The organism is Saccharopolyspora sp. NPDC045839, from assembly GCF_056431645.1.
Genome location: NZ_JBWKKH010000031.1, coordinates 70934 through 92917 on the forward strand (window position 1 = coordinate 70934; position 21984 = coordinate 92917).

Consider the following 21984-nt stretch of genomic DNA (forward strand, 5'->3'; position numbering starts at 1 on the left):
GCAGGTCACCGGGCCGCGGTCGTGGCGCGGCCGTAGTCGTCCTCCAGGCGGACGACGTCCGCCTGCCAGCCCGGCTCCGCCGTGGACGCCTCCAGCAGGACGGCGTCGGACACCGCGGTGACCCGGTGCACGACACCGGACGGGATGCTCGCCGTCTGGCCGGGGTCGAGCTCCATCCGGACCAGCGAATCGCGGTTCGGCCCCAGATCGAGGAGCACGATGCCGGACTGCACGGCGATCGTCTCCTCCTTCTTCTCGTGGTACTGCAGCGAAATCGACTCGCCCGCCCGGATGTGCAGCACCTTGCCGACGTAGCGGCCGGCCACCACGGCGAAGATCTCCTCGTAGCCCCAGGGCTTTTCGATCCGGACCACCGTTGCGAGGCTGGACAGCGCGAACTCTGCGACATCGGTCACGACGATCCATCCTTCCCGTGCGGAGTGCCCCCTCGGCGCGCGCACCGGGCAACGGCGCAGCGCCTGCGGACGGCCGGTGAAAGCACGTCCGCGGTCCTTCCGAGGTGTGGCGCACAATCCGCATCAATTCCCCCAAGCACGCGGTGTTCGAGCCGAACACCGCGGACCTGCGCACCATAACGCCGGGGCCGCACGGCCGCCCAGGGCGCGCAGCACCCCGCTACCGGATCGGACGACAGGCGGCGCGCGATTCCCGTGAAAGGCGCGGAAGTCCGCCCACCGGCACGTTGCCGGCGGAACGATTCATCCGGCACGTGGAAGCGGCATCAACCGATGGGGTCAGGCCCGACCGTCGGCAGGTAGCGCGGCGCCCGCCAGGCCTTCAGCTCGCGCTCGGCGGCGGCCGCCAGCGACAGCAGCTCGGCGTCCTGCCGGTCGCCCGCCATGAGGAGCAACCCGAGCGGGAGCTCGCCGACGGAACCCGCGGGCACCGAGACCGACGGGTAGCCCGCCACCGCGGCCGGCGTCGAGGACGGGATCACGTCGTTGTCGCCGCGCTCGCAGTCGGTGGTCCACGCCGGCGGGTTCGTCGGCGCGGCGATGGCGTCCAGGTCGTGCTCGGCCAAGGTCTCGTCGATCGAGCGCCGGGAGAGGTCCGCCAGCTCGGCGCGCATCGCCTGGTACCGCGGATCGGTCGTCGGCGGCGCGGCGAGCGCCTGTTCGAAGAGCTCCTGGCCGGCGAAGCAGGTCTGCTCCGCCGGGGTGCGGCGGTTGAACTCGATCAGCTCGGCGAGGTCGCGGGGGCCGTGCCGGGTCGCGAGGTACGCGTCGATGTCGCGGTGGAACTCGCTCAGCAGCGCCGGGAACTCCAGCTCGCCCAGCCGGTCCTGGTAGGGCGGGGTCACCTCCACCACCGCGGCACCCGCGGCGGTGAGCCGCTGCGCCGCGGTGGTCATCACGGCATCGACGTCCGGCCCGAGCGACGGCAGCCGCCACAGGCCGATCCGCTTGCCGCGCAGGTCGCCCAGCGGCGAGAACGCGCTCTCCTCGCCCTGCAGCACCGCGAAGGTCAGCGCCGTGTCGATGACGTTGCGCGCCATGGGGCCCGCGGTGTCCTGCTCCGCCGAGATCGGCACGACGCCGGACTGGCTGACGAGGCCGAGGCTCGGCTTGTGGCCGACCACCCCGTTCATCCCCGCCGGGCACACGATGGAGCCGTCGGTCTCCGTGCCGATGGCCACCTGCGCCAGCGACGCGGCGAGCGCGGCGGCGGAACCCGACGACGAACCGCACGGATTGCGGTCCAGCACGAACGGGTTGCGGGTCTGCCCGCCCACCGCCGACCACCCGGAGGTGGGTTTCGCGGCGCGGAAGTTCGCCCACTCGGACAGGTTCGTCTTCCCGAGGATGACCGCGCCCGCCTCCCGCAACCGGGTCACCAGGACCGCGTCCGAGCCGGGCGGGCGGCCGGCCAACGCCAGCGAGCCCGCCGTCGTCGGCAGATCGCGGGTGTTCACGTTGTCCTTGAGCAGCACGGGAATCCCGTCGAGCGGCCCGAGGACGGTGCCGCGGCGGTGCCGGGCATCGCTCGCGGCCGCCTGGGCCATCGCCGCCGGATCGGTGCGCAGCACCGCCTTGATCTTCGGATCGATGGTGCGGATCCGCGCCAGGTAGGCGGCGGTCAGCTCCGACGAGGTGAGCGATCCGCGCGACATCCTGGCCTGGAGCTCGGGAATCGTCACCGTGTCGAGGTCGACGCCCAGCGCCCCGTGCCCGGTCGCCCCGGGATTGCCCAGCATCAGCGAGCCTGCGGTCAGTGCCGCGATCAGCGCGATGGCGCCAGTCCTGCGCATGACGTCATCAGACAACCCGGAGCGGATCACCGCAAGATCTCTTCGCCGCAGCCGCCGCTCGCCCGGTCAGCCGAGGAACACCTGCGCGATCAGCGCGGAGACGAGGAACGACGCGGCGAAGGACATCAGCCCCACCGGGACGATCCGCCACCCGATCCGCTTGAGCGCGGGCAGGTCCTTGCCGATGCTGAGGCCCGCGAAGACCAGGATCGGCGTCGCCATCGCGAGGAACTCGACCGGCTTGACCAGCGACATCACCGCGTCGGCGACCGGGGAGATCGGCGAGGTGAGCAGGATGGCCAGCGCGGAGGTCCCGGCGACGGCGGGCAGCTTGGTCAGTCGCTTGATCCCCAGCCCGGCGAAGACGACGGCCGCCACCAGCGCGAAGCCGAGCAGCGCGCGGGGCTCGACACCGCCCGCGTGGACGGCGTTGGAGACGAACATGGTCACCAGCGCGATGAGGATCGCCGGCAACGGCCGGACCCGGCTCGGACTGCCGCTTCCGAGCTCCGCCGCCGACAGGTCCGGGGCGGCCGCGGGCTCGATCTTGCGGCCGCGGGTGAGCAGCTCGTAGAAGCGGTCGGCCAGCGGGAGCGCGACGAACATGCCGATGTAGACGCCGGCGAGGCTGGTCACGAGGTTGCTCACGGTGGCCAGGGCGACGATCTGGTTCGCCAGCTCCGGGTACTGCGCGGCGATCGCGGCCGACGAGGCGGCCATCACCGAGCCGGACCCCACGCCGGTGCCCATCGCCAGCGCCAGCGGGCTGAGGATCCCGCTGCCGGCCAGCAGGCTCGCGAGCAGCGTCACGTACAGCGCGCCGACGACGCTGCCGAAGATGTACATGCCGAGCACGCCGCGGTATTCCTCGGAGTCGGGCCCGAACCGCTCGGACACCATCGCGAAGGAGCCCTCGCGGTCGATGGAGAAGCAGGCGCCCACCGCGGACCGCCCCATCCGCAGGATTACGGCGAGCGGCAGCGACAACGCGACGGTGCCGAACAGGTGGCCGATTTCCTGGAACAGCAGCGCGAAGCTCGCCTGCTTCAGCACCGGCAGCTCGTGGCCGACCACGAACGCCAGCCGCACCCCGAGCAGCAGCACGCCCATCTCCACCACGTAGGTGGCGGCGCGCTGCATGCCGACGGGCACCGGGCGGAACCGCTGGATGCTCACCACGGCCCCGAGCAGCAGGCCCCAGATGATCGGGAACAGGGTGATCGCGCCGGGCCCGATGGCGACCTTGTGGCTGCCGATGGCTTCGGCGGCCGCGGCCAGGACGAGCGCGAGCAGCGCGAACAAGGCCAGTCGCCCGCGCGAACCGCGGGTCGGACGCGGCAGCTTCCGCGCAACCGTCATGCCGGACATGGCTTCCTCCGTGGTCGCCAGGAGTGTGGGGAACTGGGCGGGAGCGGTCAGACCCGCGTCGCGACCGTGCCGCGAGTGGCCTGTTCGGCCAGGAACTTCTGCCGCAGCACCGGATCGATCGCCACGTCGACCGCGGTCAGCGCCATCGCGACGGCTCCGTCGAAGACCGCGTCGTCGGCGGCGGGGGTGGCCGCCGCGGCGGCGAAGCCGTGCGTGTGCGGCGGGTGCTCGCAGCCGATGATCGCGATGCTCGGGTGGATGCTGGGCAGCACCTTGGAGACGTTGCCCATGTCCGTCGAGCCGCCCCGGGTGCCGCGGGTGTCGCGGAGCTCCCGGCCCAGCGATTCGATGTGCGCGGCGAAGAGCTCCGACATCTCCGGCTCCTGCACCAGCTCGGCGTAGTCCGGTTCGGTCGGTTCGACGGCCATCGTCGTCCCGGTCGCCAGCGCCCCGGCCTCGAAGCACGCCAGCACCCGCTGCTTCAGCGCCGCCATCTCGTCGAAGTCGAACGCGCGCACCTCGCAGTCCACGACGGACCGTTCGGGGATGATGTTGGTGACCGCGCCGCCTTCGCGCACGAACAGGCCGATCCGGCACTCCGCGGTGATCTGCTGGCGCAGCAACCCGATCGCCACCTGGGCCACGACGGCGGCGTCGGCGGCGTTGACGCCCAGGTGCGGGGCCGCCGCGGCGTGCGAGGCCCGGCCGCCGTAGGTCACCGCGAACCGGCTCACCGCCTGGCTGGAGAAGTGGCCGGGGTGGGTGTCGTACTGGGCCGGGTGCACCATCATCGCGACCGTGACGTCGTCGAAGACGCCCCGTTCCAGCAGCAGCACCTTCCCGCCGCCGTGCTCCTCGGCGGGGGTGCCGACCACCTTCACCCGGACGCCGAGCTCGTCGGCCACTGCGGCGAGCCCGATCGCCGCGCCGACCGCGGCGGAGGCGATGACGTTGTGCCCGCACGCGTGCCCGATGCCGGGCAGGGCGTCGTACTCGGCGCAGATGCCGACGGTGAACTCGCCCGCGCCGTACTCGGCGGTGAACGCGGTGGGCACGTCCGCCGGGCCGGGCTCGACGGTGAAGCCGGCCTCGCGGAGCACGTCGGTCACCTTGGCCACCGACCGGTGCTCGGCGAACGACAGTTCCGGTTCGGCGTGCAGGTCGTGGCTGAGCCGGAGCAGCCGCTCCCGCCACGCCTCCTGCTCGGCCCGCACCAGCCCCCGGTAGGCCGTGATGTCGCCCTCGATGCCCTGACCGCCCACTGCACGCTCCTCGATGTCGGCGCCAACCTGGACACGAAGGGTGAGCGATGAGACTCTTTCATTAGCCCAAACGCAGGAACGCAGCAGAAGCACGGCCCAGATGCAGGATCAAGCCACGTCCCTCGACGAACTGGACCTCCAACTCGTCAACGCCTTGCAGATCGCCCCCCGCGCCGCCTGGTCGCAGGTGGGCGCCGTGCTCGGGATCGACCCGGTCACCGCCGCGCGCCGGTGGGCGCGGCTGGAGCGGTCCGGCCTCGCCTGGATCTCCGGTTACCCGCCGATCTCCCCCACCCAGGCGAACGCGTTCGTCGAGATCGAGTGCGAGCCGGGCCGCGGGCTGACCGTGGCCCGGGAGCTGGCGACCGATCCGCAGGCGATGACGGTCGACGTCACCGCCGGCGGCCGCGACGTCCTGGTCACGGTCAACACGCCCAGCCCGGAGGTCCTGTCCGGCTACCTGCTGGACCGGATGACCCGCGTCGAGCACCTGCGGCAGGTGCGCAGCCACCTGGTGGTCCGGGCGTACACGGAGGCCAGCCGGTGGCGGCTGCGCGCCCTCGACCACGACCAGGTCGCGCGGATGCTCCGGGAGGCCGACGAGGCCGGCGACCGGGCCCCGGGGCCGCTGAGCGACGCGGACTGGACGATCGCCGTGGCCCTGGCCGCCGACGGGCGGACACCGGTCGGCACCCTCGCCGAAGCGGCGGCGACGAGCACCAGCACGGTGCGCCGGCGGCTCGCCCGGCTGATCGCCAACCAGCAGCTCCGGCTGCGCTGCGAGCTCGCGCGGAAGCTGTCCGGCTGGCCGGTCTACGCCTGGTTCTTCGCCCGGGTGTCACCGGCGCACCTGGAGGACACGGCCCGGGCGATGGCCCGGATCCCGGAGGTCCGCGCCGTCACGTCCACCGCCGGCCCGTACAACCTGATCATCGCGGTGTGGCTGCGTTCCCTGATCGACGTGCAGGAGCTCGAGACGCACATGGCGCGCCGCCTGCCGCACCTGGACATCGTCGACCGCAGCATCGTCGTCCGGCCGGTGAAGCTCGTCGGCAGGCTCCTCGACGAGCACGGCTACGCGACGGGAACCGTGTCGCTGGACACCCGGAGCTGCCCGTGACGGCTCAGCGCAAGGTACCGAGCCGTTGGCGGATCGAGGACCGGACTCCGTCGGAGGCCGTCCAGTCGCCGTCCAGCGGGGTGATCGAGACGTAGTCGGCCGCCAACGCGTTGTTGTCCGAGTCGGCCACCGGGTCCCTGGACAGGTCCACCTCGGGCCGGATCACGTAGCAGTTCTCGCACAGGTCGGTGCGCTCGTACTTCGGCCTGACGAACGCGTTGCGACCGGTCCTGGTGACCCGCGTGCCCTTGACCTCGGGTGCCACCGGGTAGTTGATGTTGAGGCTCACGTGCTCGGGCAGCAGCGCCGCGCCGCCGGACGTGCCCTGCAACCGATCGAGCACGCGGGCGGTGTAGTCGGCCGCGGCGGCCACGTTCCCGAGCTGCGGCGGGTTCGCGGTGAGGTCGATCTCGACGCTGATCGCGATGGCCGGGATCGACATCTCACCGGCGGTGATCGTGGCGCCGACCGTGCCGGAGTGGTTCGCCACGGCACCGGAGTTCTGGCCCGGGTTGGCGCCGGAGACCACGACGTCCGGCGGTCCCGAGGTGAAGACGTGCTGCAGCCCGAACAGCACCGCGTCGCCGGGAGATCCGCACACCGACCAGACGTCGGGCGCCAGCTGCTCGGCGGTGATGGTGTTCTCCGGCCCCGGCTCCCCGGACGCGTAGTTCGAGGACAGCTGGGTGCCGCTGCCGGACTGGTCGTCGCACGGGGCCACCACCGTGACCCGGTGCCCGGCCGCGGTCAACGCCTGCTTCAACGCCGCCAAGGTGGGCGCCGCGTGCCCGTCGTCGTCGGTCAGCAGGACGTCGAGCGGTTCCTGCTCCGGCGCGGCGGACGCCGTAGTGGTCACGAACGCGACGGCGACCGCCGAGGCGGCCGCCGATCTGAAGATCCGTCTCATGGATTCGCCCCTTCGCTGGGAAAACCGGCTCATCCATTGGATCGACCCAACCAAGCACTTGTCCAAGTCCGGTTGGGCTTGCTTACATGCTCTATCGGCATGAACCTGCAGCAGCTCCAGTACCTCGCCGCCGTCGTCGAGCACGGCACGATGACGGCTGCCGCCCGCGCGCTGCACGTCTCGCAGCCGGCGCTCGGCCGCGCGGTGCGGGCGCTGGAGCGCGAGGTGGGCACCCCGCTGCTGGCTTCCGAAGGGCGGCGCCTGTACCCGACACCGGCCGGGCTCGCGGTCACCGCCCACGCAAGAGCGATCTTCGGCCACGTCGCGGACATCCTGTCGTTGGGCGACGAGCGCGAACTCGTGCTGGCCGCGACGCCCACGCTCGGTGCCGGCGCGGCACCGCGACTGCTCCGGGTGCTGGCCGAGCGGTGCCCGACCGCGACGGTGCTGCTGGAACGGCTCGACGGGCCGGCCGAGGTCGCCGCCGTCGTGCGCAACGGCCAGGCGACGGCCGGGATCGTCGAAGTCCCGTCACCGCACCAGTTCTCCACCGCCGATGGGCTCGCCACCCTGTCGCTGGGGCGTCGCGAGATCGTGCTGCTGTGCCCGGACGGGATTCCGGCGGCCGCTCCCCTGCCGCACCAGGACCTGGCCCGGCTGCCGCTGATCATGCCCGCGAGCGGCTACCGGCGCAGTCAGCTCGACGCCTGGTTCAGCTCGCTCGGCCTGCGCCCGCGCGTGGTGTGCCAGACCGACGAGCGCCTCGTCTGGGAGCAGATGGCCGGAGCCGGCCTCGGGTGCGCGTTCACCGACCGGTGGCACGCCGAACGCGCGCCGGTGCCCGGCACGCGCATCGTGCAGTTCACCCCACAGCTGCACACGAACGTCGAGCTGTTGTACCGCAAGGACAATCCCAGCCGGACACTCCACGCCCTGCTCGCCGGGCTCGCGCAGCCGATCATGTCGTAGCACTGCCGGCCGCGATCGTTCGGCCGTCGCGCGATGCGGCGCGATGCTCGGCCGGGGTGGTGCCGCGGATGCGCTTGAAGGCGACGCTGAGCGCGAAGGCGTTGCCGTAGCCGACTTTCCGCGCGATCGCACCCAGCGTCGCGTCCGTGTCGCGCAGCAGGTCGGCCGCGAGGGCGGTGCGCCACCCTGCGAGGTAGGCCATCGGCGGCTTCCCCACCTCGGCGGAGAAGCGGCGACCGAGCGCGGCGCGGGAGACGCCGGTCTTGGCCGCCAGGTCCGCCAGGGTCCACGGGTGGGCCGGATCGTCGTGCAGCAGCGCCAGGGCCCGCCCGGTGACCGGATCCGCCATCGCCCGGAACCACGCGGGCGCGCGCCCCCGGTCGGACCAGCCGCGCAGCGCGGAGGCCAGCAGCAGGTCCAGCAGCCGGTCGAGGACCAGCTGCTGCCCGGGTCGGTCGACCGCGACCTCCGCGGCAACGAGGTCCAGCATCGGGCTGGGGCAGTCCTCGTCGGCGATCACCAGCACGTCGGGCAGCGCCTGGAGCAGCCGCGCGCTCATCCCGCTCTGATCGTCGTAGGCGCCGCTGAGCAGCAGGGCCGAACCGTCGGGCCCGACGCCGCAGGAGCGCACGCCCAGCTCGGTGTCCGCGACGGGCTCGCCGCCGATCGGGGCGCAGTAGTAGTCGCTGGTGATCACGGCCTGCGGCCGGGTGCCCGGGTCGTCGGCGACCAGGTGCGGCGCCGGTCCGCGGATGATCGCGATGTCGCCGGGACCGATCCGCACCGGTTCGCCCTCGGCCGGAACGATCCACGCCCGGCCGCACAGCATCGCGGCGAGCGTCAGCCGCGCGCCGCTGTCGAACCGCAGCGACCACGGCGGATTCATGATCGCCCGGCGGAACAGCGCGCCCCGCGCCCGGACCCCGGCCAGCAGCTCGGCAACCCCGTCCATGGACGCCACGATAGACGCGGGAACATGCGGGCGAGTCGCTCGAACATGGCCGGCCGCCCCGCCCGGCGGTTGACTCGATTTCGTGACTGGACAACAGATCCTGGTAATCGGCGGCACCGGCAAATCCGGCCGCCGCATCGTTTCCCGGCTCCGCGCGGCGGGGTTGCCCGCCCTCACCGCGTCGCGCTCCGGCGACCGGCGCTTCGACTGGACCGACCGCGCCACCTGGGACACCGCGCTCGAAGGCGTGCGCGCGGTTTACCTCGTGCCCTTCGACGGCGAGCGACTCACCCGCCCGTTCGTCGAACGTGCCGTGGAACTCGGCGTCCAACGGCTCGTCCTGCTCTCCGGGCGCGGCGTCGACGTGCCCGGCTACGCCGACACGCGCAACCCGGCGGCCCAGACGCACATCGACGGCGAAGCCGCGGTCCGGGACCTCGACATCGAGTGGACGATCGTGCGGCCCGGATGGTTCGCGCAGAACTTCGACGAGGGCTTCTTCCGGGACGCGATCCTGGCCGGTGAGCTGCGGCTACCGGCCGGCAATGGCGCGGCGACCTTCGTCGACGCCGAGGACATCGCGGCGGTGGCGGTGGCGGCCCTCACCGAGAACGGCCACGACCGGCAGATCTACGAGCTGTCGGGCCCCCGGGCGGTGACCATCGCCGAGGCCGCCGCCGAGATCTCCGCCGCCACCGGCCGCGAGATCCGCTACGTCCCGCTGTCGCCGGAGGACTTCGTCGCCGAGCTGACGGCCTCGGGCTGGTCGCCGGTCGACTCGGCCGACTTCGCCGAGGCGGTGGCACCGCTCCGGCGGGACATGGACAGCCACGTCTCCGACGGCGTGCGGCGCGCCCTCGGCCGGGAACCCCGCGACTTCAGCGAGTACGTGAAGGCCGCGGCAGCCGCAGGCGCCTGGCGGGACGTCAGCTGAACCTGGGCAGACGCGCGTCTGCGACAGCCGCGGAACCGGACGTCCCCCACGCAGGCGCGTTCCACCGCCGCCCCACCTCGGGACGGCGGTTCGGCGGCGTTGTCGAAGTACCGGTCGTGCTCGTCCACCCGCCCAGCTCGCCCATCCCGCTCCTCAACAGCACGAATCCGCCCATCGGCGGCAACCGGCGCGAACCACGGGGCGAACCGCTTCTGCTCTGTTCGGCGCAATACGCGGCGGATCGAGCGAAACGCGGTCCACGATCTCCACCGAAACGCCGGGCGAGCGGAGTCGATGTTGTAACGTCGGTGACACTTTTACCGCGACGAGGATGGACGGGGCGAGTGACTGAACCCAGGGGGCCGCTGGAACGACTGCTCGACACCGGGCAGGAGCCGCCGGAACTCGTCGAGGTCAACACCGAGGAAGTCTCGATCGCACGGGTCTACGACTACTGCCTCGGTGGCAAGGACAACTTCGCGGTCGACCGCGCGGCGTGCGAGGCCATGATGGAAGTGGTCCCGGAGACGCCGCTGCTGGCGCAGGCCAACCGCTGCTTCCTCCGCCAGGCCGTCAAGTACCTGGTGGGCGAGGCGGGCATCCGGCAGATCGTGGACATCGGGTCGGGCCTGCCCACCGCGGGCAACGTGCACGAGGTCGCGCAGGAGATCGCGCCCGAGACCCGTGTGCTCTACGTCGACAACGACCCGATCGTGCTCGCCCACGGCCGGGCGCTGCTGGCGAACGAAACCACCACCACGGTGATCAACGCGGACCTGCGCCGCCCGGACACGATCTTCGAGCACCCCGAGGCGAAGCGGCTGATCGACGCCACCGAGCCGTTCGCGGTGCTGCTGGGCGGAATCCTCATGCACCTCGAGGACGAGGAAGACCCGGAGGGCGTCGCGGCCAGCATCCGCGACCGGCTGCCCAGCGGCGGCTACCTGCTGGTGTCGAACACCTGCGACACGGGCGAGCCGCGCGCCCTGGAGCTGGCCCGCGTGTTCGCCGAGAGCGGCATGGGAACCCGCTGCTTCCGCACCTGGGACGAGCAGATCCGCTACTTCGACGGGCTGGAACTGATCGAACCCGGACTAGTGCCGAACAACCAGTGGCGTCCCGGCGGCGACGTCCCCGACCCGCAGAACCCGGCGCACGCGATGCACATCGGCGGCCTCGCCCGCAAACCCTGATCACCCGGATCACCCGGTCCCGCCCGCAATTTCCCGCGAAATTGCACGTCCCCGGGTGACCCACGCCCGGGCGGCGTTCGACCACGTAGCGCACGCGGCGCAGCACACGCGGCGACTAGGTGGCGCAGTAACTGCGGTGGCGATCCCGCGTACACCGAAGCTCTCGCGTTGCGCCGTGGAGGTTTCCAATTTTGCCTAAAATTGGAATGCTCCCGAACGCCGCTCGGCCGTCCGCATTCGGTTGCACCGGGCCGTACCAGGCCTGAATCGCGCACGTGCCAACGGAATCGCGCGCGTTCGGCGAAGACCGGACTCCTCCTCCGCAAGCCACCCCCAGACGTCGCCCCACCGCTCACCGCGTGGCGCGCGTCACCATCTCGATTTCAGAGCACGTGCTCTGTTATCTTGGCGGCGTGCCTCGACCACGCACGCATGACCTGGGCCGACTGCTCGACACCGCCGAACGGCTCATCGCCGAAGGCGGCCCCGAGCGGCTCACGATCCGGCGGCTCGCCACCGAATCCGGGGTGTCCAACGGCGCGATCTACCACGCCTTCGGCTCACTCGCGACGCTGCGGGGCAGGCTGTGGCTGCGCGCCGCGACCGAATTCCTCGAACTGCAGAAGGAACTCGTCGACGAGGCGCTCGGAGAGCTGCCCGGCCTCGACGCGGCGGTGAACGCGGTCGTCGCCGCCGCCGACACCCCGGCGGCGTTCGCGAACCGGCGGCCGGCCGCCGCCAGGATGCTGATGACCGTGCGCCGGGACCAGCTGCTCGGCCCGGAACTGCCGACGGAACTCGCCGACGAGCTCATCGGCCTCGACCGGCGGCTGGTGTCGCTGATGCGCCGCCTCGCGCAAGCGCTCTGGGACCGGCGCGACGGCCCCGGCGTCGACGTGATCACCACCTGCGTGGTCGACCTGCCGACCGCGCTGTTCCGCCGGGAACTGACCGCCCCCACAGCGGACGGCACCACCCGGATCAGTGCCGACGCGCGCCGTCGCCTCGATGCGGCCGTCCGCGCGGTCCTCGCCTTCCCGCCGTCCGACCGGCGCGAAAGACCATGCACATCCGCTTGAAAGGTAGGACCGACCATGCCCGAGCTCCGCGAAGAGGACGGCGTCTACGTCCTCGACCTCGGCGACGACGAGAACCGCTTCTCCCCGGAGTGGCTGAAGACGGTGCACTCGCTGCTGGACACCGTCGTCGACGCCCCCTCCCCCGGCGCTCTCGTGACCACCGGGCAGGGCAAGTTCTACTCGAACGGGCTCGACCTGGACTGGCTGCTGAACAACTACGACCAGCTCGACGCCTATCGCACGGAGATCCACGAGCTGCTGGCCCGCGTGCTCACCCTGCCGGTCCCGACCGTCGCCGCGATCAACGGCCACGCCTTCGGCGCCGGGGCGATGCTGGCCCTGGCGCACGACTTCCGGGTCATGCGCACCGACCGCGGTTACTTCTGCTTCCCCGAGGCCGACATCAACATCCCGTTCACGCCCGGGATGGCCGCGCTTATCCAGGGCAAGATCACCCCGGCCGCGGCGGTCGCATCGATGACGACCGGCCGGCGCTTCGGCGGTGACCAGGCCCGCGACCTCGGCCTGGTCGACGAGACCGCGCCCGAGGCCGACGTCGTCCGCAACGCCGCGGAGATCGTCCGCCCGCTGGCGGGCAAGGACCGGGCCACCCTGAGCGCCATCAAGTCCACGATGTTCGCCACCGCGGTCGCCGCCCTGCGCACGCCCGCGCAGTAGCGGGAGGTCGCCGAGGAAGCCATGACCGGATTCGACGTCGTCTTCATCAACGGAACCGTCGGCGCGGGCAAGTCCACCCTCGCCGAGGCGATCGGCGAACTGGAGGTGCGGGCGGGCCTGCCCCACGCGCTGATCGACCTCGACCACATCCGCCAGTACTGGCCTAGTCCCGCCGACGACCCGTTCAACCACGCGCTCGAACTGCGGAACCTGCGCGATCTGACCGCCAACTACCGGCGGGCCGGCGCCCGGCACCTGATCGTCGCGGGCGTGATCGAGCAGCGCTCGGCCGTCGCCCGCTACCACGCGGCGCTCGGTTCGGCGGCGATCCGGCTGGTCCGGCTCGTCGTCGAACCGGCCGTCGCCCGCGACCGCATCCGGCGGCGGCACGCCGACGACGAGCCCGGCCTGCGCTGGCACCTGGATCGCACGACCGAGCTCGCCGGGATCATCGACGGGGCCGGGCTCGACGACCTCGTTCTCGACTCCTCGCACGAGCCGCCGGCGGTCCTCGCAGAGAAGGTCCGGACCGCCGCAGGCTGGTGAATCCCCAGCGGCTAAAGGGATTCGCCGTCGGGTGCCGCCGTCTCCAGCAGCCGGCCGTCGGCGAGCCGGAGCCAGCGATCCACGCCGATCTTCGTGAGGAACCGCTCGTCGTGGCTCACCACCACGAACGCGCCCTCGTACGCGGTGAGCGCGCTTTCCAGCTGGCCGATGCTCAGCAGGTCGAGGTTGTTGGTCGGCTCGTCGAGCAGCAGCAGCTGGGGCGCCGGCTCGGCGAACAGGACGCAGGCCAGGGTGGCGCGCAGGCGTTCGCCGCCGGAGAGGACGCCGACCGGCAGGTGGATGCGGGAGCCCCGGAACAGGAACCGGGCGAGCAGGTGCATCCGCTGCGCCTCGGGCATTCCCGGCGCGAACGCCGCCAGGTTCTCCAGCACCGTGCGATCGAGGTCCAGCAGGTCCAGCCGCTGGGACAGATAGGCGACGCGCCCGTCGGCCCGCTTCGCGCTCCCCCCGGACGGCGCCAGATCGCCGTTGATCACGCGCAGCAGGCTGGACTTCCCCGCGCCGTTCGGCCCGGTCAGCGCGATCCGCTCGGGCCCGCGGATCGCGAGGTCGACGCCGTCGCCGGCGAACAGGGCCCGCTCGCCGCGGTGCACCTGCAGCCGCTCGCCCAGGAAGACCGTGCGCCCGGCCGGCAGGTTGGTCCCGGGCAGTTCCAGCGCGATCCGCTGCTCGTCGCGCAGTGACCGCTCGGCCTCGTCGAGCCGCGTCTTGGCATCGCTGAGCCGCGCGGCGTGCGTGTCGTTCGCCTTGCCCGCCGATTCCTGAGCGCGCCGCTTCAGCCCGCCGGCGATGATCTTCGGCAGTCCGGCGCTGTCGATGTTCCGGGCCGCGTTGCTGGCGCGGCGCTGCGCTCGTTCGCGGGCCTGCTGCATCTCCCGCTTCTCGCGCTTGACCTCCTGCTCGGCGCTGCGGATGTTCTTCTCCGCGACCTCGCGCTCGGCGCGCACCGCTTCCTCGTACGACGTGAAGTTCCCGCCGTGGAAGCGGACCTCTCCCCGCTCGAGCTCGGCGATGCGGTCCATCCGGTCGAGCAGCGCCCGGTCGTGGCTGACCAGCAACAGGCAGCCGCTCCAGTCGTCGAGCGCGTCGTAGAGCTTGCGGCGCGCGTCGCGGTCGAGGTTGTTGGTCGGTTCGTCGAGCAGCAGCACGTCTGGTCGCTTCAGCAGCTGCGCGGCGAGGCCGAGGGAGATGACCTGCCCGCCGCTGAGCGTGCGCAGGCGCCGGGTGAGCGAGACGTCTCCGAGGCCCAGCCGGTCCAGCTGGGCGCGGGTGCGTTCCTCGATGTCCCAGTCGTTGCCGATCGTGGTGAAGTGCTCCTCGCCGGCGTCCCCGGACTCGATCGCGGCCAGCGCCCGGAGGACCGGAGCGATCCCGAGGACCTCGGCCACGGTCGGATCGCCGAGCAGCGGCAGGGTCTGCGGCAGGTAGCCGAGCACGCCCTCGGCGGACACGGTCCCGGCGCCGGGCCGGTACTCGCCGGCGATCAGCTTGAGCAGCGTGCTCTTCCCCGCGCCGTTGGGCGCGACCAGCCCGGTGCGCCCGCCGCCGACGGTGAACGACAGGTCCTGGAACACCGGGGTGTCGTCGGGCCAGGAGAAGGACAGGCTGGAGCAGATGATGAATGCATCGGACATGCGAGAACCCTCGTGGTGATGCGGGCACGCCTGGGGCGCCCGGCGGCTGAGAACGGGACGACAAGATCGCCACGCGGCGGCTGCGCTCCCGCGCGCCAACCGGCGGCCGTTCACGTCCGGGCATCACCCGGAGATGTCGTCGTCACCAACCACGTCAGGTCTCCCTTGCTCCGATCGGAGTCACCGTAGCAAACGGCTTCCGGCCCGCTCGAACGGTTTTCCGGCGAGCCGCCACCTCAGCCGTGCTCGGCCAGCCACCCGACCGTGAACTGGTGCTCGGACTCGAGCAGGCCGCGCACCTCTCCGGCGAAGAGGCCCTCCAACTTGCCGCCGAGCAGCGGGATGGCCACCTTCACCTCGCCCTCGACGACGAACTCGCAGGCCGCACCCGCGGGCGAGGCGCGCAAACGCTGCACCGCCGTGATCGAACGCGGCATCACCAGGGCTCCTGCCGTCACCTCGCCCGCGAAGCTCCCGTCGGCTTCGCGCCGCCACTCCTCGGCTCGGTCGATCGCGAGATCGCCGCCGACGACGGTGCGGGCGATCGCCGGAACCGCTTCGGCGCGCACGCCCTGCCGGATCCGGAACCGGGCACCGGACTCGGTCGCCTCGTGCTCCAGCAGTTCGTTGTCGCCGCCGAGCACGCGCAGCCGCTCGCGGAGGTAGTCGGGGTCGATCAGCACGGCGAACACCCGAGCGGCGGGCCACTCGTAGGTGCTCCGGTACTCGATGCGGCGGGTCATGCAGGGGAGGTTACTGCCGATTTCGCGTCGCCGCGGTGATGATCCGGTGTCGCGCGAGCGACCAGCTCGCATCGACTCCGCGAGAGCGTGTCCTCAGAGGACGTTCCCGGCCGGCGTTCGACCGTCCAACGTGAGCAGTTCGCGGGAGTCCGGTTAATTCGGTGGCACTGCTGGGGAAAACCCGCGATCATTGCCGGGTCGAGTCGACCGGGAGTCAGGAAGAAAGATGTACGCGGCAGTCGAAGGTGCAAGGGTACCGATCCGGATGTGGGCAGACCCGCAGTCCGTGGAAGACGCCGCGATGCGCCAGTTGCACAACGTCGCCAACCTGCCGTGGGTGCACGGCCTCGCCGTGATGCCGGACGTGCACTACGGCAAGGGCGCCACCGTCGGCAGCGTGATCGCCATGCGCAACGCCGTGTCCCCTGCCGCGGTCGGCGTCGACATCGGCTGCGGGATGAGCGCGGTGCGAACGTCCCTGACGGCCGCCGACCTGCCGGACGACCTCGGCGTCCTGCGGCGGCGGATCGAATCGGCCGTGCCGGTCGGCTTCGCCATGCACCGCACGCCGGTGAACCCGGCGCGCGTGCCGGGCGTCGGCGGGTGGCGGGAGTTCTGGTCCGCCTTCGGCGACCTGCACCCGGGCGTGCAGAGCCTCCAGGACCGGGCGCGGGCGCAGGTCGGCAGCCTCGGCGGCGGCAACCACTTCATCGAGGTCTGCCTCGAACAGGGCGGCACGGACGCCGACCGGGTGTGGCTGATGCTGCACTCCGGTTCCCGTGGCATCGGCAACGAGCTGGCGAAGCGGCACATCGACATCGCCCGGCGCCTCCCGCACAACGCGGACCTGCCGGACCCGGACCTCGCGGTGTTCGTCGCGGGCACCCCGGAGATGCAGGCGTACCGCCGGGACCTGTTCTGGGCGCAGGACTACGCGGCGCGCAACCGGGCCACGATGCTGGCGCTGGTGCAACTCGCGGTGGCGGACACGGTGCCGGGCACCAGGTTCGACACGCCGATCTCCTGCCACCACAACTACGTGGCGGAGGAGCGCTACGACGGCGTCGAGCTGCTGGTCACGCGCAAGGGCGCGATCCGGGCGGGCGCGGGTGATCTCGGCATCATCCCCGGCAGCATGGGCACCGGGTCCTACATCGTGCGCGGCCTCGGCAACGAGCGGTCGTTCGAGTCGGCCTCGCACGGCGCGGGCCGGCGCATGTCGCGGACCAAGGCCCGGAAGACCTTCACCGCCGCGGACCTGGAGGCGCAGACCGCGGGGGTGGAATGCCGCAAGGACGAGGGCGTGGTGGACGAGATCCCGGCCGCCTACAAGGACATCGAGTCGGTGGTCGCCGCGCAGACCGACCTGGTGGAGGTGGTCACCCACCTGAAGCAGGTCGTGTGCGTCAAGGGGTGAACGACCGGGTGTCTCGGCGCCGCCGAGGCACCCGGCTTCCCCGAATCCGCTGGTGAACCCGGCGGTGACGCGGATACCGCCGAGTGGCCCGGGTGGCGGCGGGCTGGTCTGATCGCGTGATGGACGTGGCTGTGAAGCCGGGCGTTGCGGCCCGGTGGGACTGGCGTTCGGTGCTGTGCTGGTCGTTGTGGGGCTGGGGCTCGGCGGCGTTCAACACCGTGATCCTCACGTTCGTGTTCACCGTGTACCTGACGGGCTCGGTCGCCGACGATCCGCAAGGCGGCTCGGCGGCGCTCGGCGTCACGCTCACGATCGCGGGGGCGTGCATCGCGCTGGTCGCGCCGGTGACCGGCTTGCGAAGCGACGCCGGCGGGCGCCGCAAGAGGTGGCTGGCGGTGCACACCGCGCTCGTGGTGGCCTGCACTGCGGCGTTGTTCTTCGTCCAGGACGACTCGGCGTACTTGCTGCTCGGCCTGGTCCTGGTCGCTGCGGGCAGCGTGTTCGTGGAGTTCGCGGGCGTGAACTACAACGCGCTGCTGCTCCAGGTCTCGACGCCCGCGACGATCGGCCGCGTCTCCGGTTTCGGCTGGGCGATGGGCTATTTCGGCGGGCTGATCGCGCTGGCGGTGGTGCTGTTCGGCTTCGTGCAGCCCGAGGTCGGCCTGTTCGGCGTGAGCTCGCAGGACGGGCTGAACATCCGTGCCGTGGCGCTGTTCGCGGCCGCGTGGTTCGCGGTGTTCGCGCTGCCGGTGCTCCTCGTCGTCCCGGAAGCACCCGCTCCCGCGAACCGGATGCATCGGTCGTTCCTGGGCAGTTACCGGGTGCTCGGCCGGCGGATCGCGCGGATGTGGCGCAGCGACCGGCGGACGCTCGGTTTCCTGGTGGCCAGCGCGCTCTACCGGGACGGCCTGGCCGCGATCTTCACCTTCGGCGGCGTGATCGCCGCGGGCACCTTCGGCTTCACCGCCACCGAGGTGGTGGTCTTCGCGATCACGGCGAACCTCCTCGCCGGGGCCAGCGCGTTCCTGGGCGGACGCGCGGACGACCGGTTCGGCCCGAAACCCGTCATCGTCACGGCGCTGTCCGGACTGGTCGTGGTGGGATCGGCGCTGGTGGTGCTGCCCGGCAAGCCCGCTTTCTGGGTGTGCGGGCTGCTATTGGCGGCGTTCCTGGGGCCGACCGAATCGGCCAGCCGGACCTTCCTGGCGCGCATCGCCACCCCCGGCCGCGAAGGCGAAACGTTCGGCCTCTACGCCACGACCGGCCGGGCCGTGAGCTTCCTCGGACCGCTGGCGTTCAGCGGCTTCATCGCGATCTTCGGCACGCAACGCGCGGGCATGGCCGGGATCGTCCTCATCCTGGTGCTCGGACTCCTGGCCATGCTGCGGGTCCGGGCGCCCGAAGCCACCGCCGACCGGTCCTGACCCCGGGACCGCTCACGATTGGCCCTCTGCCAGGAATTCGGCGATGAGCCGGTGGAATTCGCCGGGCCGGTCCAGTGGGAGCAGGTGCCCGGCACCGGATACGACCGCCAACCTCCCGCCCGGCGCCGCCGCTGCCGCCTGCCGGACCTCCCGATCGCCGACGAGCGCATCGTCCGATCCGCGCAACCACAAGCTCGGCACGGCCAGCCGCCCCAGCTCCGGCAGGAAGTCCAGCCGCATGCCGAAGGGCCCGTAGGCGAGGATCTGCCAGTCGTCGAGCGCCTTTTCGCGATGGCGGGCCTTGGCCCGCACCTCGGCGCAGGCGAGTTCGACGATCCGGTCGAAACCTTCGGTTTCCGCACCGGCGGCGAGACCGCGCACCATCGACCGGCGGATCATGCCGGCGGAGTTGGCCAGGTAGCGGCTCGACGCGCTCAGCAGGCCGGGCGTCCGCAGCGCCAGCCAGGTGGCGAGTTGCGCCGGGCGCCGGGCGCCGATCCCGCCGGGTGCCGAGAAGACGGCGCGGGCAACGCGTTCCGGGTGGTGCAGGCTGAATCCGAGCGAGATGCCGCCGCCCATGGAATGCCCGACGAGGGAGATCCGTTCGATGCCCAGGTGGTCGAGGAGCTGCTCCACGATGAGCTCGCACAACTCCTGGTCGACCGTCCGCTGCCACGGCCGGCTGCCGCCGTGCTTCGGCAGGTCGATCGCGTAGACGCGGTGCGTGCGGGCCAGCGCCGGGAGGACGCGATGCCAGAGCAGCTCGACGGTGTCGAGCATCGCCCCGTGCAGCAGCAGGACCGGTTCGCGTTCCTCGGCGCCCGCGGCGTACAGCCGCACCGGGCCGCCGGCGAGTTCGAGATCGGTGACGGTGGCGAAGCCGGTCATGACCGTCCCTCCTGGTCGGTGCCGAGCTGCTCGGTCAGACGGCCGAGGAGCAGCAAGTGGGCGTCGGTCGCGGCGGAATCAGGCTGACGTTCCAGGCCCCGCTCGACGAAGGTGATCACCACGTCCACCGCCGCCGCGAGCTGATCCCGGGTCAGCGGCCCGAGCATGGAGTTCGCCGACAGCAGGCCGATGGTGAACGACGAGAGCGCGAGGGAAACCGCCTCGGGCCGGGCGTCGGTCGCCAACGATCCGGCCTCGTGGAGGGCTTCGACGTAGTCGGTGATCCAGGCGAAGCGCTGCCGGTACCGATCGCCGCCGACCGCGCGGGCGTGGGAACCGAGAACCGCCTCGTCGTCGAGGAACGCGGCGGTCATCAGCGCGTCGTCGAGCAACGCCTCCAGCCCGAACCGGTAGACGGCGCTCAGGGCGGCCGGTGCCGGCGCCGCGACGACGCGTTGGCGCACCCGCTCAACGAGGCGGCGCATGCACCGGGTGAGCAGGGCGTCCATCAGCTCGTGCTTGCCGTCGAACTCGCGGTAGATCGCGCCCTTGCCGATCCCCGCTTGGCGAGCGATCCGCTCGACGCTCACGCCGTCGAAACCGTCGCGCAGCACCAGATCCTCGGCGGCGTCGAGGATCGCGCCCACCCGGTCGGGGATCAGCGGTCGCGGCACCGGCCCACCTCCGGCTCGTAGTGACCGAAATAGGCTATGCGGTCACTATAGCGCGCCCCGCGGCGCGGTTAATGGGCTTGCCTTCCGGCTCGCGAACGCGAAAGGGTTGCCGTGTGGCTATCCGGTTCCCGCTGATGAGCGCCCGCCTGCAGGTCCGCCCGTTCCGGACCGAAGATCACGCCGCGGTCCACGCGGTCTACGGCGATCCCGAGGTGATGCGCTACGTCGCGTACGGGAACGCGGCCTCGGCGGCGGAGAGCGCGACGATGGTGAACGACTACATCCAGCACCAACACTCGCACGGCTACGCGTTCTGGGCCGTGATCGAGCGCTCGACGGGTGACCTCATCGGCGACGCCGGCTTCGAGGCGCACGGGGACGGCGCGGAGTTCGGCTACACCCTGGCGCGCCGACGGTGGGGACACGGCCTCGCCACCGAGGTCGGCCATCTCTGCGTCGCCGCGGCGTTCGGCCGGCTCCACCTCCCGGAGCTGACCGCGGTCGTCGACCCGCGGAACCCGGCATCGGCGCGCGTGCTCGACAAGCTCGGATTCCGGTTCCACGGCGAATGCGTCGAATACGACAGGCCGCACCACCGCTATCTGATCACCGCCGATGACTGGCGACGCCGCACGACGTCCGCACAGCACCTTTCCGGCTTTTCAGGGCACTTTGGGGAACATCCTCGCGCGAATTGATCGAAAATTGATCGAAAATTGATCGCGAATGTCCGCTCGCAGTGCGATCACCCCAGATCAACAGCCTCGATCATTTTCTCAAAATCATTTTTCGGCAGCCCCGGAAGAATTGATCTCCAAAGTGGTCGGATCACATTTGCGGACGATCTGGCTAAATGGACGATCGTCGCCTCACGACGCAATCCAATAGTGACGATCTGTGACGATTCCCCTCGGTTTCGCGGCGTCGATCGACGACCGACGGGGTGATCGGAGCGCTACATCGGTGTCGATCTCACCTTGCGTGAAGAGTATTCCCCATTGGACATATCAACAGCACCCCGATCGTATGATCATGCATTGCTGCCGCTGCCAACCCGAATGACGGTGCTTACCGTTACGAATAGTCGCCTTCGGATCTAGCGAGGCGATCGGGGAAAAGATCTCGGATGCGGGATTCTCGCTCGAATGATCAAAGGGAGGCTCGAGTGTCCTCAACGCTTGTTCGCCTTGGCGGGATCGCCGCCTTTGTGTTGGGTACGTCGATCGGCCTGACTCCTGTGGGGAACGCCGAAGGGAATTTGGCGAAGCCACCGCTGGTGTCCACGACCGACGACCAGTGCGAAAACTCGGAAGACTGCCTGCAGCCGCCGGAGTGCAAACCCGAGGACTGCCTGAAGCCGCCGCCTTGCTTCGAGGACTGCCCGCCGGAGGAGGTCAAGCCGCCGGTCAAGCCGCCGGTCGAGCAACCTGCCCTGCCGCCTGCACCGCCTCCGGCGCCGCCTGCACCGCCTGCACCGCCGGCCGAGCAGCCAGCGCAGCAGCCGGCCCAGCAACCGGCGCAGGAGTCGCCGACGGCCAGGCCGACCTCGGTCAGGCCGCAGCCGACGGCCAAGCCCACCGTTCCGGTGAAGCCGCAGCAGCGGCCGCAGGTCGAGCAGATGCCGGTGGGCGCCGTGCCGGCGGGTGGCGGAGCCACGGCACATGACGAGTCCGGTGCCACCGGCCCGCTGCTGGCAGCCAGCGGTGCGGCGGCCGTCGCCCTGGCGGCCGGTGGCGCTTACGCGCTCCGTCGCCGGAACGCCGAGTCCCGGCGCTGATTCGAATCGGAATGGTGGTGGGGGGGTTTGGGGGGGGGTCACCCCCCTCCCCCGCAAAGGCCGCGAGTGGTGCGGGGACCAGAAAAGGGGGGGGGGGGGGGAGGGGGGGCCCAGGTCTTGGTATGGGGT

At 71.4% G+C, this 21984-nt stretch carries 21 protein-coding genes; 11 read left to right on the forward strand and 10 right to left on the reverse strand.

Features of this window, described 5'->3' with window-relative positions:
* Positions 1–5 precede the first annotated feature (5 nt).
* The 4 genes from AC07EQ_RS32905 to AC07EQ_RS32920 all read right to left on the reverse strand — a co-directional run bounded on the left by AC07EQ_RS32905 (position 6) and on the right by AC07EQ_RS32920 (position 4899).
* A complete protein-coding gene (locus AC07EQ_RS32905; protein ID WP_478391728.1) occupies positions 6–416 on the reverse strand; it encodes a cupin domain-containing protein in 411 nt (136 codons plus the stop codon).
* A gap of 326 nt (positions 417–742) precedes the next feature.
* Entirely contained in the window at positions 743–2269 is a 1527-nt protein-coding gene (locus AC07EQ_RS32910; RefSeq protein WP_478391729.1) for an amidase family protein, read from the reverse strand.
* Between the two features lie 66 nt (positions 2270–2335).
* Positions 2336–3637: a DUF3100 domain-containing protein gene (locus AC07EQ_RS32915; protein WP_478391730.1), complete on the reverse strand. Its 1302-nt coding sequence runs from the start codon at positions 3635–3637 to the stop codon at positions 2336–2338.
* Positions 3638–3684: 47 nt separating this feature from the next.
* Positions 3685–4899: an amidohydrolase gene (locus tag AC07EQ_RS32920; RefSeq protein ID WP_478391731.1), complete on the reverse strand. Its 1215-nt coding sequence runs from the start codon at positions 4897–4899 to the stop codon at positions 3685–3687.
* A gap of 100 nt (positions 4900–4999) precedes the next feature.
* On the opposite strand from AC07EQ_RS32920, the gene AC07EQ_RS32925 reads away from it, so the two are divergent.
* Positions 5000–6019: an Lrp/AsnC family transcriptional regulator gene (locus AC07EQ_RS32925; RefSeq protein ID WP_478391732.1), complete on the forward strand. Its 1020-nt coding sequence runs from the start codon at positions 5000–5002 to the stop codon at positions 6017–6019.
* Between the two features lie 4 nt (positions 6020–6023).
* Here AC07EQ_RS32925 and surE read toward each other — a convergent pair whose 3' ends face one another.
* On the reverse strand, positions 6024–6926 hold the full coding sequence (surE, locus tag AC07EQ_RS32930) for a 5'/3'-nucleotidase SurE (protein WP_478391733.1): 903 nt from the start codon (positions 6924–6926) through the stop codon (positions 6024–6026).
* Between the two features lie 99 nt (positions 6927–7025).
* On the opposite strand from surE, the gene AC07EQ_RS32935 reads away from it, so the two are divergent.
* The gene (locus AC07EQ_RS32935; protein WP_478391734.1) at positions 7026–7895 is read left to right on the forward strand and encodes a LysR family transcriptional regulator; all 870 of its coding nucleotides are present in this window, start codon (positions 7026–7028) and stop codon (positions 7893–7895) included.
* On the opposite strand, the gene AC07EQ_RS32940 is transcribed toward AC07EQ_RS32935, so the two are convergent.
* Positions 7885–8847 (reverse strand): cupin domain-containing protein, encoded by a 963-nt coding sequence (locus AC07EQ_RS32940; RefSeq protein WP_478391735.1) that lies wholly within the window; start codon positions 8845–8847, stop codon positions 7885–7887. The genes AC07EQ_RS32935 and AC07EQ_RS32940 overlap by 11 nt on opposite strands.
* Positions 8848–8929: 82 nt before the next feature.
* On the opposite strand from AC07EQ_RS32940, the gene AC07EQ_RS32945 reads away from it, so the two are divergent.
* From AC07EQ_RS32945 to AC07EQ_RS32965, 5 genes are all read left to right on the forward strand, one after another.
* Positions 8930–9781, forward strand: coding sequence for an NAD(P)H-binding protein (locus AC07EQ_RS32945; RefSeq protein ID WP_478391736.1), 852 nt, complete (start codon positions 8930–8932; stop codon positions 9779–9781).
* Positions 9782–10125: 344 nt separating this feature from the next.
* A complete protein-coding gene (locus AC07EQ_RS32950) occupies positions 10126–10974 on the forward strand; it encodes an SAM-dependent methyltransferase (protein WP_478391737.1) in 849 nt (282 codons plus the stop codon).
* Positions 10975–11387: 413 nt separating this feature from the next.
* Positions 11388–12053: a helix-turn-helix domain-containing protein gene (locus tag AC07EQ_RS32955; RefSeq protein ID WP_478391738.1), complete on the forward strand. Its 666-nt coding sequence runs from the start codon at positions 11388–11390 to the stop codon at positions 12051–12053.
* A gap of 15 nt (positions 12054–12068) precedes the next feature.
* Positions 12069–12731 (forward strand): enoyl-CoA hydratase/isomerase family protein, encoded by a 663-nt coding sequence (locus AC07EQ_RS32960; RefSeq protein WP_478391739.1) that lies wholly within the window; start codon positions 12069–12071, stop codon positions 12729–12731.
* Between the two features lie 21 nt (positions 12732–12752).
* Positions 12753–13277: an AAA family ATPase gene (locus AC07EQ_RS32965; protein ID WP_478391740.1), complete on the forward strand. Its 525-nt coding sequence runs from the start codon at positions 12753–12755 to the stop codon at positions 13275–13277.
* Positions 13278–13288: 11 nt separating this feature from the next.
* On the opposite strand, the gene abc-f is transcribed toward AC07EQ_RS32965, so the two are convergent.
* Both abc-f and AC07EQ_RS32975 read right to left on the reverse strand, forming a co-directional pair.
* On the reverse strand, positions 13289–14932 hold the full coding sequence (gene abc-f, locus AC07EQ_RS32970; protein ID WP_478391741.1) for a ribosomal protection-like ABC-F family protein: 1644 nt from the start codon (positions 14930–14932) through the stop codon (positions 13289–13291).
* 236 nt (positions 14933–15168) lie between these two features.
* Positions 15169–15675: a DUF2505 domain-containing protein gene (locus tag AC07EQ_RS32975; RefSeq protein ID WP_478391742.1), complete on the reverse strand. Its 507-nt coding sequence runs from the start codon at positions 15673–15675 to the stop codon at positions 15169–15171.
* A 226-nt stretch (positions 15676–15901) separates the two neighbouring features.
* Here AC07EQ_RS32975 and AC07EQ_RS32980 point away from each other — a divergent pair, with 226 nt between their 5' ends.
* Positions 15902–17092 carry an RtcB family protein gene (locus tag AC07EQ_RS32980; RefSeq protein WP_478391743.1) on the forward strand — a complete coding sequence of 397 codons (1191 nt, stop codon included), beginning with the start codon at positions 15902–15904 and terminating at the stop codon, positions 17090–17092.
* A gap of 119 nt (positions 17093–17211) precedes the next feature.
* Positions 17212–18516 carry an MFS transporter gene (locus AC07EQ_RS32985; RefSeq protein WP_478391744.1) on the forward strand — a complete coding sequence of 435 codons (1305 nt, stop codon included), beginning with the start codon at positions 17212–17214 and terminating at the stop codon, positions 18514–18516.
* Positions 18517–18528: 12 nt separating this feature from the next.
* Here the strand turns inward: AC07EQ_RS32985 and AC07EQ_RS32990 are convergent, their stop codons facing one another.
* A complete protein-coding gene (locus AC07EQ_RS32990; RefSeq protein WP_478391745.1) occupies positions 18529–19404 on the reverse strand; it encodes an alpha/beta fold hydrolase in 876 nt (291 codons plus the stop codon).
* Complete coding sequence (locus AC07EQ_RS32995; protein ID WP_478391746.1) at positions 19401–20078, reverse strand: TetR/AcrR family transcriptional regulator; 678 nt, start codon at positions 20076–20078, stop codon at positions 19401–19403. The genes AC07EQ_RS32990 and AC07EQ_RS32995 overlap by 4 nt, the downstream gene beginning before the upstream one ends.
* 134 nt (positions 20079–20212) lie before the next feature.
* Between AC07EQ_RS32995 and AC07EQ_RS33000 the strand changes: the two genes are divergently transcribed.
* Positions 20213–20776 carry a GNAT family N-acetyltransferase gene (locus AC07EQ_RS33000; RefSeq protein WP_478391747.1) on the forward strand — a complete coding sequence of 188 codons (564 nt, stop codon included), beginning with the start codon at positions 20213–20215 and terminating at the stop codon, positions 20774–20776.
* A gap of 578 nt (positions 20777–21354) precedes the next feature.
* Positions 21355–21855: a hypothetical protein gene (locus tag AC07EQ_RS33005; protein ID WP_478391748.1), complete on the forward strand. Its 501-nt coding sequence runs from the start codon at positions 21355–21357 to the stop codon at positions 21853–21855.
* Positions 21856–21984 lie beyond the last annotated feature (129 nt).